The sequence below is a fragment of the Blastococcus sp. SYSU DS0616 genome (assembly GCF_054051015.1).
The window spans coordinates 90,099-104,100 of record NZ_JBJHAJ010000006.1; the positions used below are offsets into that span (position 1 = coordinate 90,099).

Genomic DNA, 14,002 nt, shown 5'->3' on the forward strand with positions numbered 1-14,002 from the left:
GGCCGGGCAGGGAGTTGGCAGGATGCGGCCATGGCTTCGACGCAGGTGCCGGCCGGTGGAGGAGGCACGGCCTTCGTCCTCGGCGGCGGGGGAGTGCTCGGAGCGGCCGAGGTCGGGATGCTCGAGGCCCTCTTCGAGCACGGAATCCGCCCGGACCTGATCGTGGGCACGTCGGTGGGCGCCATCAACGGCGCGCTCGTCGCGGCCGACCCCACGCCGGCCGCGGTGGGCCGGATGCGCGCCGTCTGGGAGGAGCTGGCATCCGAGGGGGTCCTGGCCGGCTCCGTGCTCGCGCGGGTCGGGACGCTGGTGCGCACGCGCACCCACCTGCACCCGCGGGAGCCGCTGCGCGACCTGCTCGCCCGGCACCTGCCGGTGGAGACCTTCGGCGAGCTGCGGGTCCCGTTCCAGTGCGTCGCCGCCAGCATCGAGCGGGCCGCCGAGCACTGGTTCTCCGACGGGCCGCTCGTCCCCGCGGTGCTCGCGTCCTGCGCGGTGCCGGGTCTGCTCCCGCCGGTCGAGCTCGACGGCGAGCACTACCTGGACGGCGGGCTGGTGCACAGCATCCCGGTGGGCCGGGCGGTGGCGCTGGGCGCCGACACCATCTACGTGCTCCACGTCGGGCGGATCGACCGGCCGCTGCGCCCACCGACCCGGCCCTGGGAGGTCGCGACGGTGGCGTTCGAGATCGCCCGGCGGCACCGGTTCGCCGCCGACCTCGCGGCGCTGCCCCCGGGGGTGACGCTGCACGTCCTGCCCTCGGGGGAGCAGGCCGAGCCCTCGGCCGGTGACCTGCGGAACCTGCGCTACCGCGACTTCTCCGGTGTGCGGAGCCGGATCGACCGGGCCCGGGACGCCGCCCTGGAGCACCTGGCGCGGACCCACCCGTCCGACGGCCGGACGGTCTGACGTGCTCCCACCGCGCCCCGTGCGCCGCCTCGCCGGCCCCCTCCTGCTGGGTGCCCTCGTGGCCGGGATCGTGCTGCTGCCGGTGCTGGTACTCGTGGCGGCGATCGTCTCGGTGTGGCTCCCCGGCCGCTGGCGGGCGCTGCGCCTGCTGCTCTTCGTGCTGGTGTACGTGGCGCTGCAGGTCGCCGGCCAGGCGGCCGGCGCGGTGCTGTGGACGCTGCGGCGGGCCGGCCTGCTGACCCGGTCGGCCTACCGTGGGGCGCACTACACCGTCCTGCGCGTGCTCCTCGACGTGCTCATGCGGGTGGCGCAGCGGATCTTCGCCCTGCGGCTGGTGACCGACGGCGCGTCCTGGTCACCGCTCGACGACGGCCAGCCCGGCTCGACGAACGCCATGATCGTGCTCTCCCGCCATGCGGGGCCGGGGGACTCGCTCCTGCTCGTGCACACCCTGATGAACCGCGACCACCTCCGCCGGCCGCGGATCGTGCTCAAGGACTTCCTCCAGCTCGACCCCTTGATCGACCTCTACCTCAACCGGCTGCCCAACCACTTCGTCGCGGCCGGGCCGGGGGCTTCCGAGGCCTCCGTACGGGCGATCGCCGACCTGGCCCGAGAGCTCGGCGAGGAGGACGCCCTCCTGGTCTTCCCCGAGGGGGCGAACTTCACCCCGCAGCGTCGCTTCCGGGCCATCGAGCGGCTGCGCTCCCGGGGGCTGCTCGCCGCGGTCCGCCGGGCCGAGGCGATGCAGCACGTGCTGCCACCGCGGCCGGCCGGTGTCGCCGCGGCGCTCCAGGCGGCCCCGCACGCGGACGTCGTCTTCGTCGCGCACACCGGGCTGGAGCACCTCAACACGGTGCGGGACCTGTGGCGGGGCCTGCCCATGGACAAGACGCTGCACCTGCGCTGGTGGTTCGTCCCGGCGGCCGACGTGCCCCGCGCGGCGACCGAGCAGGTCGACTGGCTCTACCACTGGTGGGAGGGCATCGACGCGTGGATCGACGAGACCCGCCGCCGGGAAGCGGCGCAGGAGCGGACGCCCCGCGGGCGGTCCGGTGCGGCGACGAGGCGCACCACCGGAGGCGCCTGACCCTCGCACCCGTGCAGCAGCGGCCGGCCACGCCGTCGCTCTGGGGCGAGGCGTTCCCGGCCGGTTCCCGCGGGCTGGCAGCATGGCGGGGTGCGCGCCATGCTCGTCGACGCTGTCCGGGCACAGCCCCTCGTGCGGGAGGTGGCGGTGCCCGCCGCGCCGGCGAACGGGGTGGTCGTGCGGGTGATGGCCACCGGGATGTGCCGCAGTGACTGGCACGCCTGGGCAGGCCACGACGACATCGCCTTCCCGCACGTACCGGGGCACGAGCTCGCCGGTGTGGTGGTGGAGCGAGGTGCCGGTGTCCGTCGCTGGCGGATCGGTGACCGCGTCACCGTGCCGTTCGTCTGCGGCTGCGGCCGGTGCGCGTGGTGCCGGGCCGGGGAGGCCCAGGTCTGCCCCGATCAGCAGCAGCCCGGCTTCACCCACTGGGGATCGTTCGCCGAGTACGTGGCCCTGCACGCCGCGGACACCAACCTCGTGGGCATCCCCGACCACGTCGGGTTCGCGGCCGCGGCGGGGCTCGGCTGCCGGTTCGCCACGGCGTACCGCGCCCTGGTGGGCCGTGCGCGGGTCCGAGAGGGGGAGTGGGTGACCGTGCTCGGCGCCGGCGGTCTGGGCCTCAGCGCGGTCATGATCGCCCGCGCGCTGGGCGGCCGGGTCGTCGCGGTGGACCGCAATCCCGAGGCGCTCGACGTCGCCGCCGCGCTGGGCGCGGAGCACACCCTGCGGGCGGACGGCATCGACGTCCCCGCCGTGGTCGGCGACCTGACCGGTGGCGGCAGCCACGTCGCAGTCGACGCCGTGGGCAGCGAGCAGACCTGTGCCGACGCCATCCTCGCCCTGCGCCGTCGGGGCCGGCACGTCCAGGTCGGGCTGCTGCCACCCGTCGGCGGGCACCCCCGGGTCCCGATGGAGCGGGTGATCGGCTGGGAACTCGATCTGCTCGGGAGCCACGGGATGGCGGCGGCCGACTACCCGGGGATGCTGGCCCTCATCGAGCAGGGTGCGCTCGACCCCGAGCGGCTGGTGGAACGCACGATCGGACTGGACGAGGCGGCTGCGCTGCTCCCCGGGTTCGACCGTGCGACGGTGGCGGGCATGACCATGGTGGACCCGTCTCGCTGAGCCAGGACCGGGCCCTGCCCTGCGGCCGCACCCGTCCGCGAACCATGTCGACGTTCTCGTCGGCCACGCGGGACGAGCGCTTGGCTCGCGAGGCGGATGCCCAGCCCGACGGCGGGGACACGGCGGGGCCCGCGGTCACGGCGATGCGCGACCACGGGCCCCTGCGGAGCAACGGCTCAGATGAGCCGGGGGTCACCCACCTCGGCGGCCGACGCCGGCAGCCCGTTGGCCTCCAAGATCTCCACCAGCGTGCCGTCCTCGCGCATCTGCGCGATGTGGTCGTCGATCGCGGTGGCCAGGGCGTCGTTGCTCGGGTCGAGGAGCAGGCTGGTCTGCGACGGCTCCTCGGTGGCGGGAACGCGCGGGTCCTGCTCGAGCACGGCGATCTGGAAGTCAGTGCCCTCGGTCGACTGCGCCGCCGCGCCGTAGCCGTCGAGCCCGATGTCGAGCCGGCCGGCGGTGAGGTCCTGCGCGAGGCTCAGCGAGTCGGGGTAGGTGCGGAAGCTGGAGCCGAGCAGCTCCCGCAGCGCGTCGACCCAGAGGTAGCCCTCCACGGTGCCCACGGTCTTACCCATGAGGTCGTCCACGGTGGAGACGCCGTCCGTCGACATGACGGTCAGCTCGTCGAGGTAGACCGGGGCGCTGAGGGTGACGACCTCGCCGCGCGCCGCCGTCCGGTAGAAGCCGCCCACCGCGACGTCCACGCGGCCGGTCTCCACGGCCGGTACCGCGGTGGCGTAGGTGTAGGGCGCGTACTCGATCGTCAGGCACTCGTCGGCGGCGACCTCCCGGAGGATGTCGCTGTCGATGCCCTGGGCCTCCCCGTCCTCCTCGAAGGAGTACGGCGGGGTGTTGGTGAGGGCGACGGTGAGCACGCCCTCCTCGACGGTCTCGAACTCGTGCGCGGGTTCGCAGTCGGCCGCCACCTCGTTGGTGGTGGACTCCGAGCCGCAGGCCACGAGGGCCACGGCGGAACCCAGGGCGATGACGGCGGCGCTCAGGCGGTGCGTCTTCACGGTGTCCTCCTCAGGACGATCGGGCCCGACGGCAGGAGAGCCGTCGCGCTGCGGTGCGGTGGAGCTCGGTGCGGGTGGAGCCGGTGGTGCGGTCAGAGGTGGCGGGACAGCCGCCGTTCGGTGCGGTTGGTCAGCCAGCCGGCGGGGATGGTCACGGCCAGGTAGAGGAGGCCGGCCAGCAGGAGGACGTCGAGATAGCGGAACGTGGCGGCGCCGATCGAGTACGCCTGGCTGAGCAGCTCGACGACCGAGATCGTGAACGTGAGGGAGGTGGCCTGGAAGATCAGGATCGCGAAGCCCATCAGGGACGGGAGGGCGATCCGCACCCCTTGCGGGACGACGACGAACCGCAGCGTGTCCCGGCGGGACATGCTCAGGGCGCCGGCCGCCTCGATCTCCCCGGCCGGCACCGCCTGCAGCCCGGCGCGGAGGATCTCGCTGGTGTAGCCGGCGGTCGTGAGGGACAGCGCCGCCACCGCCGAGACGAAGGCGGTCAGCGACAACCCGGCCGAGGGGAGCCCGTAGTAGACGAACTGCAGCATGACCAGCGCGGGCGTCCCGCGGCCGATCTCGACCAGCCCGATCGCCGTCCACCGGACCGGCCGCGACGCGGCCGAGCTGAGCAGCGCGAGGAGCAGACCGAGGGGCACGCCGATGGTCAGGCTGACCAGGGTGAGCTGGACGCTGGTGCCCAGGCCTTCGAGCAGCCGGGGCAGCCACTCGCCCCACGAGGTGAACAGGCCGGTCATCGCGCGACCCTCGCCCGGAGCCGGGCGTCGAGGCCGCGGGAGAGCCAGGCCAGCGGCGCGCTGAGCAGGATGTAGATCGCCGCGGCCACGAAGAAGGGCGTCAGCCCCGATCCCATCGAACGCGCCGTCTGCGTCGCGCGGAACAGGATCTCGGTGACCCCGATGGCCGACACGATCGTGGAGTCCTTGAGCAGGCTGATCGCGTAGGTGGTGACGGCGGGGAGCGAGACGCGGAACGCCTGCGGCGTGACGACGCGGACCATGAGGTCGGTCCGGCCCATGCCGAGCGCGGAGGCGGCTTCCCACTGGCCGCGGTGGACCGCCGAGAGCCCGCCGCGGTAGATCTCGGCCAGGTAGCCGGCGGAGATGATCCCGAGGCCGATGATGCCCGCCTCGATCGGCTCCAGCCGGATCAGATCCCGGCCGAGGCCGAAGAAGATGAGGAAGAGCCACACGACCGGGGGGATGCCGCGGACGACGTCGATGACCGCCCGGCCCAGCCACCGCACCGGGGCCACCCGCGAGCGGCGGGCGGCGGCCAGGGGCACCGCGAGCACGGCGCCGAGCGCGAAGGCCAGGACCGTGACCAGGAGGGTGACCGGCACGCCCAGCAGCACTGCCTGGAGGACGTCCATCAGCGGTCGACCACCGCGCTGAGGAAACGGCGGGCGCGCTCCGTGGCCGGCGACCGGAGCACCTGCTCCGGGGTGCCCTCCTCGATGACCGCACCATCGGCCATGACGACCACCCGGTCGGCGACGTCGGCCGCGAAGTGGATCTCGTGGGTGACGACGACCATGGTCATGCCCTCGGCGGCCAGCTCCCGCATGACCGCGAGGACCTCCAGGCCGAGCTCGGGATCGAGCGCGGACGTGGGCTCGTCGAAGAGCATCACCTCCGGGTCCAGGGCCAGGGCCCGGGCGATGGCGACCCGCTGCTGCTGGCCGCCGGAGCAGCGGGACGGGTAGGTGTCGGCCTTGGCGCCGAGCCCGACGCGCTCGAGGAGCTGCCGGGAGCGCTCGTCGGCCTCGGCGCGGCTGCGGCCGAGCACCCGCTCCTGCGGCAGCGAGACGTTGCGCAGCACGGTCATGTGCGGGAACAGGTTGAACGACTGGAAGACCATGCCCACGCTGCGTCGCAGGGCGGCGAGGTCGCGGTTGGAGACCCCGGCGCCCGGCTCGACCGCGCGCCCGACGACCTCGACCCGGCCGGAGTCGGCCCGTTCGAGCAGGTTGATGCAGCGCAGCAGCGTGCTCTTGCCGGAGCCGCTCGGGCCGATGATGGCCACCACCTCGCCCCGGGCCACCTCCAGGGACACGTCCTTCACGACGACGAGGTCGCCGAACTGCTTGTGGATGCGGTCGAGGACGACGGCGGAGCCCGACCCGCCCGCTCGCTCGGTGGTGGTCACGCCGCAACCTCCACGGCCTCGAGCACGACGTCGCGCACGGTGTCCACGTCGTCGTCGGTCATCGCGGTCGACAGGGCGAGCAGGCCGTTGGTGCCGGCCAGCACCCCGCGCTCGTAGAGCCGCCACCAGGTCGCGCCCGGGTCGGGGAGCAGCAGCCGGACCAGGGAGCCCGATCCGCTGACCGGCACACCGCGGGCGGCCAGCTGCTCGCGCAGCCGGTCGCCGCGGGCGTTGAGAGCCGCCACCTCAGCTGCGCCGAACAACCGCAGGGCCGCCGTCCCGGTGCGCATGGTCACGGGGTTGGCGCTGAAGGTGCCGCCCCAGCTGACCGTGCCGTCGGAGAGCGGGCTGAACGCGTCGAGCACCTCCTTGCGCCCGCCCACCCCGCCGACGGGGAAGCCGCCCCCTATGACCTTCCCGACGGTGACCAGGTCGGGCTCGATGCCGTAGCGGCTGTGCAGCCCCCCTACCTCGAGGCGCAGGGTGATGACCTCGTCGACGACCAGCAGGGCACCCGACCGGCCGGTCAGGGAGGCGACCAGCTCGACGAAGGCCGGATCCGCCGGGCGCAGACCGGCCCGGTTGGGCATGAGGTCGATCAGGACGGCGGCGACCTCGGTGCCCCGCGCCCGCATCAGCTCCGCCAGGGCCTCGCCGTCGCCCTGCGGCAGGGTCACCACCGACCCGGCCACGCTGCCCGGCACCCCGGGTGCGCTCGGGTCGACGACGGCGTCGTAGGTGCCGTGGTAGCTGCCGTCGAAGCGGACGACCAGGTCGCGGCCGGTGGCCGCCCGAGCACCGCGGAGGGCCATCATCACGGCCTCGGTGCCGGAGTTGCAGAACCGCCAGCTGGCCAGGCCGGTGCGGGCGCTCAGCAGCTCGGCGCAGACCACCTCGGACTCCGTCGGCAGGCCGAAGGCGGAGCCGGCGGCGACCGCCTCGGTGGCCACCGCCACCAGCTCGGGGTGGGCGTGGCCGTGGATGAGCGCCGTGTAGTTGTTGTTGCAGTCCACGACCTCGTGGCCGGTGGCGTCGGTGACGACGCAACCGCGACCGGACACCGCGTACGGCGGGTGCGGCGGCACGAAGAGCGTGCTGCGGGTGTTGCCGCCCGGCATCACGCGGAGGGCGCGGTCCCGGAGCTCGGCGACCGTCACGGTGCCTCCTCGGTTGGTGGTGGGTGGACGGGGGTCAGCCGACGACGGTGCGGCTCTGCTCGCGCATGAAGCCGGGCAGGTACCAAGGGCCCAGACCGCCCTTGCCGGAGGAGCCGCTGGCCTTCCAGCCGCAGAAGGACTGGATGCCGGGCCAGGCGCCGGTGGTGGCGCCCGCGCGCCGGTTGACGTAGACGACGCCGGCCTCGATCTCGTCGAGGAAGCGCTCCTTCTCATCCTCCCGGCCGGTGAAGACCCCGGCCGAGAGGCCGTAGTCGACGGCGTTGGCCTCGGCGATCGCGGCGTCGAACCCGTCGACGGCGGTGACCGTGACGAACGGCGCGAACAGCTCCTCGCGGGTCAGCGGGTGGCCCGGTGGCAGGTCCGTGACGACCGTCGGGCGGTAGAAGTTGCCGCCCAGCTCCTCGACCTTGCCGCCGGTGACGACCCGGCCGTCCCGGGCGGCCGCGGTCAGGGCGTCGTCGATCCGGCGGGCGACCGCGTCGTCGGCGACCGGTCCCATGCCGGTGCGCGGGTCCGCGGGGTCCCCGACGACGATCGCCTCGGCCGCGGCGGCCAGCTTCTCGACCAGTTCGTCGGCGACGCTGCGGTCGACGACGACGCGGCGGCACGCGCTGCACTTCTGGCCGGACAGGCCGAAGGCGGAGCGGGCGATGCCGGCGGCGGCGTCGTCGAGGTCGGCGGTGGCGGTCACGATCGCGGGGTTGCTGCCACCCATCTCGGCCAGCACCGGCCGGGCGTAGGCGCCCTCGCCCAGTTCGCGGACCAGCTGCCAGCCGACCGCCGCCGACCCGGTGAAGGCGATCCCGTCGACAGCGGCCCGGGCCAGCTCCCGGCCGGTGTCCGCGCCGCCGTGGACCACGTTGAGCACCCCCGCGGGGAGCGCGGCGCCGAGGATCTCCCAGGCGAGGGCGGTGGAGCGCGGCGTCTTGTCCGACGGCTTGGCCACCACGGTGTTGCCGGTGACCAGGGCGGCCGCCGCCATGTTGACCGCGAGGGCCACCGGGAAGTTGAACGGCGCGATGACGGCGAAGACACCGAAGGGGCGCAGGACGTCGGTGTTGTTCTCACCCGGCGCCGACCGCAGCGGGGTGACGAAGCCGCCGTTGCGCTCCATCTCGGCGCAGTAGTGCTCGACGAGGTCGACGGCCTCCTGCGCCTCGGCGAGGGCCTCCAGCCGCGTCTTGCCCGTCTCGGCCGAGACGATCCCGGCGATCTCCGCGGTGCGCTCGGTGAAGCCGGCCTTCGCCTGCCGCAGCGCGGCGATGCGGTCGGCCGAGGAGGTGGTCCGCCAGCCGCGGGTCGCGGCGCGTGCGGCGGCCACCGCGTTGGCGACCACGGCGGCGTCGGCGGTGCGGGCCGTGGATATGACCGTCCCCGGGGCGCAGGGGTCCTCGCGGGTGAACGTCGTCCCGCGCTCGTCGGGGGCGCCGCCGATGACGTGCGCGAGGACGGCGCCGCCCTTCCGGGCCTCGGCTAGAGCGGCGTCGAAGCGTGCGTCGAGCGCGGCGTCGCCCAGGTCGGTAGATGCGTAGTCGAGCTTGGTGGTCACCGGGACTCCAATCGGTGGACGTCGGTCAGGGGGAGGTCAGGGGCCGTCGAGAGGTGCGGCAGGGCCGCAGCCCGCGGTGGAGAGCCGGGCCGGATCCCAGCCGGGGTCGGTCTCGGCGAAGGTGGGGGAGGTCGCGCCCACGAGCGCCTCGGCGGCCACCCGGCCGATGGCCGGCGCCAGCTGGATGCCGTTGCCTCCACCACCGAGGGCGCAGACGACGTCGGCTCGTGCCGGGTGCACCCCGACGATGGGCCGGTGGTCCGGGGTCATCGGGTAGATGCCGGTCCAGCTCCGGCCGATCGCCGCGCCGTCGGTGTCGACGAGGCGCTCGGTCAGGCGCTCGATCAGCTCCTCGACGAAGGAGTCCGGCACCCGGCCCAGCGGCACGTCGGGGGACACCGACTCGGCGATCGCCTCCTCCACGTGCAGGCCGGCGATCAGCTGGTCGGGGCGCTCGGACCGGAAGTACACGCCCGCCAGGCCGGAGCCGGGCACGTAGTCCATGACGAACGGCAGCGGAGGGGTGATCGGCTCGGCCAGCTCGATGGTCACCGCGCCGTGCAGCTGCGGCACCAGCGGCACCGGGGCCCCGAGCAGCTCGCCGACCACTCCGGCCCAGGGGCCTGCGGCGTTGACCACCACGTCGGCCTCGACCGTCTCGCGAGGGGTGCGCAGCCGCCAGCCGGTGGATCGCGGGTCCGCGCCGACCACCGGGCTGTTGACCAGCACCCGCCCGCCCCGCTCCCGCACCAGCCGGGCGGCGAGCGTGCAGTACTCGTAACCGTCGATGTGCCCGTCGGAGGGGCCGAAGAGCCCGCCGGCGAGGTCGTCGACCACCAGGTGCGGCCACCGCCGGGCGATCTCGGCCGACGTCAGCACCGCGGCGTCGGGCACGCCCGCCGCGTGCTGCCGCGCCACGCTCCGCCCGTAGGCCGCCATGTCGGCGTCGCTGCGGGCGGTGCGCAGGTAACCGCCGCGGACGAAGGTGAGGCCGTGATCGCGTTCCATCCGGTCGTAGAAGCGCCGGCCGTGCGCCCGGACCGCGATGTCCGCCGTGTCCACGTACTGGGTCTCGACCATGCCGACGGACAGCCCGGAGGACCCGTCCCCGGGGTGGCTGGCGTCGAGGACGACGACGTCGTGGACCCCGTGGTCCTGCAGCTCCGTGGCCGCGGCCAGGCCGCACACCCCGGCGCCGACCACGGCGACTCGGACATCACTCACGACGGGCTCCTCAGGGCTGGGCGACGGGCTCTCCGACGGCAACCGGTCGTCTGTGGACGGCGCGGTGACGCGAGGGGGGCGGCGGGCCGGATCGTCGGCCGGCCGTGCCGAGGGGGTGCGGTGCGGTAAACCTATAGCGCTGTCGGTTTTAGTCAACGGCCGTCGGCCCGGCATTTACCGAAACGTGTCCTGACGGTCTCCGGCCGGGTGCCGGGGCCGGGAGAGGGTTGGCTGCAGGCATGAGCGTTCGCGAGGCGGAAGACCGCAGGTACGGGTCCGTGAGGGTGCTCGGCTCCCCGGAGGGCGGCCGCTACCCCTGCGGCAACTCCCTGCTGATCTCAGGATCCGAGGTGACCGTCCTGGTCGATCCGTCTCTCGAGGTGTCGCGCCGGGGGACGGCCACTGGTCCGGTCGACCTGGTCGCGATCAGCCACGGGCACGAGGACCACGTCTCCGGGCTGCACGTCTTCCCCGACGTACCCGCGCTGGCGCATCCGGCCGATGCCCCCGCGGTCCGCGACCCCGAGGTGCTCCTGGCCGGGTTCGGCATGGCGGCCCCCCAGGCGGAGGAGTTCCGGGCGACCCTGAGCGGCACGTTCGCCTTCACCGGGCACGCGGACGTCCGTCCGGTCACCGACGGCGACGTCATCGACCTGGGTGGCCGGACCCTCACCGTCGTCCACCTGCCGGGGCATACCGCGGGACACTGCGGCTTCCTCGTCGAGCCCGACGGCTTCCTCTTCACCGGGGACATCGACCTGACGTCGTTCGGCCCCTACTACGGCGACCTCGGTAGCGACCTCGACGCGTACGAGGCCTCGCTGGCGCGGCTTCGGGACGTGGAGGCCCGCTGGTACGGCACCGGGCACCAGCAGGGGGTCCTCGAGGGTCGGGCGGCGTTCCTGGCCCGGCTGGATGCCTTCGCCTCGGTCATCCGCCGCCGGGAGGAGACGCTGCTCGCGATGCTGTCCGAGCCCCTGACCGTGGCGGACGTCGTCGCCCGGCGCTTGGTGTACCGGCCGCACGTCCGCCTGCCCTTCGTGGCGGCAGTCGAGCGCCGGACGGCGGAACTGCACCTCGACCGGCTGCTCAGGTCCGGCCGGGTCCGGGAGGGCGACGGTGTCTTCCAGGCCGTCTAGTTCCCTCCTTCCGGGCCCGTTCCGGCCCGGCCGCCCCCGTGCGCTCACTAGGGTGGCCGACGCGCCGTCGACCGACGCGCCACGGGATGGGGGGGTGAGGTGCGCACCGACCTGCTCTCGACCCTGACGCGACGCGTGCTCTTCGCGCCCCTCGCCGACCAGGGCCGGGCCGACGTCGTCGCCGTCCGGCTGCGCACCGCCATCACCCTCGGGGTGCTCGGCGAGGGCGAGCAGCTGCCGGCCGAGGCGGACCTGGCCGCGCAGTTCAACATCTCCCCGGTGACCCTGCGCGAAGCGCTCACCCAGCTCCGCGAGCAGGGGCTGGTGGCCACCCGCCGCGGCCGTGGGGGCGGAACCGTGGTCACCGCCGGGCGACCGGACCAGATCCGCGCAGCCGCGGACCAGGCCCGCGAGCTGTCCCGCCTGGACCTGCGCGACCTCGCCGACTGGCGCCGCGCTATCGCGGCGGAGTCGGCGACCCTGGCCGCCCGCCGCGCCTCCGGCGAGAACGTCGCGCTGCTCGAGCGGGGCAGCCGACGTCTGCTGACCGCCGGCGAGGAGGTGGAGGCACGGCGGGCGGACAGCCGCTTCCTGATCGAGCTGGCCGCCGCGGCGCAGTCGGTCCGCCTGAGCACGAGCATGATCAGCCTGCAGGTGGAGTACGCGCCGCTGCTGACCCTGGCGTACATGGATACCGAGGTGAGGTCGACCGTGTCGCAGTTGTTCGAGGCCACCGTCCGAGCCGTCCGGGACGCCGAGCCCGAGGTCGCCCGCGAGTGCGTCGTCCGGGCGGTCGACCACGTGGCAGCCCGCGTGGCGCAGCTGCGCACCCGAGGGTGGGCGGAGCGATGACCGGCGCGGCCCCGGGAGCGCCCGAGGAGGCACTGCGGGACGCGGCCACCGGCGTCGTCGCGCTGACCGCACCGGTGTTCACCGACCTCGCCGGACTCGGCGAGGCGGCCACCCGGCGACTGGACCTCGGCCGGCACCCGGTCTTCGACGAGTCGCGGGCCTGGGAGGTGCTCGAGCCCGACGTGAGCGTGATGCTGCGCAGCCGGTCGCTGGTCACGGGCGCCGGCATGGCGCTGCGGCCACCGGCGACCGCCTCGGCGGGGGAGGTGCCCTCCATGGCGTGGTGGGTCATACGGGACGGCGAGATCCGCGCCAAGCAGCACGTGCTCAACCCGAGGTCCGACTCCTTCTACGACGTCTCGCAGGCCCGCTGGTTCCGCGTGCCGTGCGCCAGTGGGGCGCCCACGCTGCTGTCCCCCTACGTCGACAGCTGGGGTACCGACGACGTCACGATGACCGCAGCCGCACCGCTGACCGCATCGGGGGAGGTCCTCGGCGTCGTCGCCGCGGACCTCGACGTCCGCCGGTTCGTCGACGCCGCCGAGGGCCTGCTCGTGGAGGCGGAGGCCACCGCCCTGCTCGACGAGGAGGACCGGGTGATCACCGCCACCCATCCGCAGTTGGACACCGGCACGAGGTTGAGCGCCACGGACCTGGGTCCGGTCCGGGCGCGCGCCGCGATCGCGGAGTTCGGCTGGACCGTCGTCCGTCTCTGAGGCGGCCTTTCCGCTACGCCTGCTGGCGAGGCAGCGGCCCCGCCCGCCGGCTCGCTGCGCGGCCTCACCCGCGGTGTGACCGCGCCGGCGAGGCCGGTGGGACCAGCAGGACGAGAGCTGCCGGCACGTCCGCCGGTCGGCCCGGTTGCGAGCGACCGGCCGTGGCGATGCCGCGACGGGGGGAGCGGACGATGCGGCCGGGCTCACCCCCGGGCGGTGGCCAGGTAGACCGTGTTGGCGGCGGGGCGGTCCTGCAGCGGGTTGGGAAAGTTCACCACCTGCGCGTCGACGTCGACGAAGACCGCCGACAGCGCGGCCAGGTACTCCTCGTCGGGTGGCTCGTTCGACCACAGCGAGAAGACGCCGCCGGGCCGGAGGAGGGCGGCCAGCCGTGGCATGCCCGAGGGGCGGTAGAAGGGTGCGTTGCCCTCGTCCAGCAGGTGCCCGGGGGAGTGGTCGATGTCCACGACGACGGCGTCGAAGACCCGGCCGGGGGCCGCCGGGTCCAACCCGTCTCCCGCGACCATCGCGAAGAAGTCGCCGTGCACCAGTCGGCACCGCGGGTCCGCGGCGACGGCGCGCCCGAGCGGCAGCAGCCCCTGCTCGTGCCACTCGATGACCGGCTCCAGCAGATCGACCACCACGAGCTCGGCGACCCGGGGGTCGGCGAGCACCGCCTGGGCGGTGTAGCCGAGCCCCAGGCCCCCGACCGCCACGTCCAGCCTGTCGCCGTCCGATCGCGCCAGGGCCAGCCGGGCGACCTCCACCTCGGCGACCGTGAACAGGGAGGACATCAGGAATTCGTCGCCCAGCTTGACCTCGAACACGTCGGCCCCGGTCACCGGGTCCCGGCGCCGGCGGAGGCTGAGCTCGCCGATCGGCGTGGGGCTCCAGGCGAGCTCCTCGAAGCGCTTGCCCACTGACACGCGTCTCCCCTCGCTGCTGCACCGGGCCGCAGTCGTCCCGGTCGGGGCCACTGTTCCCGGCTCGCGCGGGCGGGGAACGTCGGGCGGACCCGACGCCATCTCCCCGTAGATGCCC

General features: G+C 74.3%; 14 protein-coding genes. 6 read left to right on the top strand and 8 right to left on the bottom strand.

Going from position 1 to position 14,002, the window contains the following annotated elements:
* Positions 1 to 30: 30 nt before the first annotated feature.
* From ACI79K_RS06405 to ACI79K_RS06415, 3 genes are all read left to right on the top strand, one after another.
* A complete protein-coding gene (locus ACI79K_RS06405) occupies positions 31 to 909 on the top strand; it encodes a patatin-like phospholipase family protein (protein ID WP_456599275.1) in 879 nt (292 codons plus the stop codon).
* Between the two features lie 58 nt (positions 910 to 967).
* Positions 968 to 1,999 (top strand): 1-acyl-sn-glycerol-3-phosphate acyltransferase, encoded by a 1,032-nt coding sequence (locus tag ACI79K_RS06410; RefSeq protein ID WP_456599276.1) that lies wholly within the window; start codon positions 968 to 970, stop codon positions 1,997 to 1,999.
* Between the two features lie 99 nt (positions 2,000 to 2,098).
* On the top strand, positions 2,099 to 3,127 hold the full coding sequence (locus tag ACI79K_RS06415; RefSeq protein WP_456599321.1) for a zinc-dependent alcohol dehydrogenase family protein: 1,029 nt from the start codon (positions 2,099 to 2,101) through the stop codon (positions 3,125 to 3,127).
* Between the two features lie 176 nt (positions 3,128 to 3,303).
* Here ACI79K_RS06415 and ACI79K_RS06420 read toward each other — a convergent pair whose 3' ends face one another.
* The 7 genes from ACI79K_RS06420 to ACI79K_RS06450 all read right to left on the bottom strand — a co-directional run bounded on the left by ACI79K_RS06420 (position 3,304) and on the right by ACI79K_RS06450 (position 10,254).
* Complete coding sequence (locus tag ACI79K_RS06420) at positions 3,304 to 4,143, bottom strand: substrate-binding periplasmic protein (RefSeq protein WP_456587955.1); 840 nt, start codon at positions 4,141 to 4,143, stop codon at positions 3,304 to 3,306.
* Between the two features lie 92 nt (positions 4,144 to 4,235).
* The gene (locus ACI79K_RS06425; RefSeq protein WP_456587954.1) at positions 4,236 to 4,892 is read right to left on the bottom strand and encodes an amino acid ABC transporter permease; all 657 of its coding nucleotides are present in this window, start codon (positions 4,890 to 4,892) and stop codon (positions 4,236 to 4,238) included.
* Positions 4,889 to 5,527, bottom strand: coding sequence for an amino acid ABC transporter permease (locus tag ACI79K_RS06430; RefSeq protein WP_456587953.1), 639 nt, complete (start codon positions 5,525 to 5,527; stop codon positions 4,889 to 4,891). Before ACI79K_RS06430 ends, ACI79K_RS06425 begins: the two co-directional genes overlap by 4 nt.
* Entirely contained in the window at positions 5,527 to 6,303 is a 777-nt protein-coding gene (locus ACI79K_RS06435) for an amino acid ABC transporter ATP-binding protein (RefSeq protein ID WP_456587952.1), read from the bottom strand. Before ACI79K_RS06435 ends, ACI79K_RS06430 begins: the two co-directional genes overlap by 1 nt.
* Positions 6,300 to 7,460: an aminotransferase class III-fold pyridoxal phosphate-dependent enzyme gene (locus ACI79K_RS06440; protein WP_456587951.1), complete on the bottom strand. Its 1,161-nt coding sequence runs from the start codon at positions 7,458 to 7,460 to the stop codon at positions 6,300 to 6,302. The genes ACI79K_RS06435 and ACI79K_RS06440 overlap by 4 nt, the downstream gene beginning before the upstream one ends.
* A gap of 34 nt (positions 7,461 to 7,494) precedes the next feature.
* Entirely contained in the window at positions 7,495 to 9,030 is a 1,536-nt protein-coding gene (locus ACI79K_RS06445; RefSeq protein WP_456587950.1) for an aldehyde dehydrogenase family protein, read from the bottom strand.
* Positions 9,031 to 9,066: 36 nt separating this feature from the next.
* A complete protein-coding gene (locus ACI79K_RS06450) occupies positions 9,067 to 10,254 on the bottom strand; it encodes an NAD(P)/FAD-dependent oxidoreductase (protein WP_456587949.1) in 1,188 nt (395 codons plus the stop codon).
* 239 nt (positions 10,255 to 10,493) lie between these two features.
* Here ACI79K_RS06450 and ACI79K_RS06455 point away from each other — a divergent pair, with 239 nt between their 5' ends.
* The 3 genes from ACI79K_RS06455 to ACI79K_RS06465 all read left to right on the top strand — a co-directional run bounded on the left by ACI79K_RS06455 (position 10,494) and on the right by ACI79K_RS06465 (position 12,961).
* Positions 10,494 to 11,393 carry an MBL fold metallo-hydrolase gene (locus tag ACI79K_RS06455; RefSeq protein WP_456599277.1) on the top strand — a complete coding sequence of 300 codons (900 nt, stop codon included), beginning with the start codon at positions 10,494 to 10,496 and terminating at the stop codon, positions 11,391 to 11,393.
* A gap of 135 nt (positions 11,394 to 11,528) precedes the next feature.
* Positions 11,529 to 12,245, top strand: a complete 717-nt coding sequence (locus tag ACI79K_RS06460) for a FadR/GntR family transcriptional regulator (protein WP_456587947.1) — start codon at positions 11,529 to 11,531, stop codon at positions 12,243 to 12,245.
* Complete coding sequence (locus ACI79K_RS06465) at positions 12,242 to 12,961, top strand: cache domain-containing protein (RefSeq protein ID WP_456587946.1); 720 nt, start codon at positions 12,242 to 12,244, stop codon at positions 12,959 to 12,961. Before ACI79K_RS06460 ends, ACI79K_RS06465 begins: the two co-directional genes overlap by 4 nt.
* Before the next feature lie 203 nt (positions 12,962 to 13,164).
* On the opposite strand, the gene ACI79K_RS06470 is transcribed toward ACI79K_RS06465, so the two are convergent.
* Positions 13,165 to 13,887 (bottom strand): spermidine synthase, encoded by a 723-nt coding sequence (locus tag ACI79K_RS06470; RefSeq protein ID WP_456587945.1) that lies wholly within the window; start codon positions 13,885 to 13,887, stop codon positions 13,165 to 13,167.
* Positions 13,888 to 14,002: the final 115 nt, after the last annotated feature.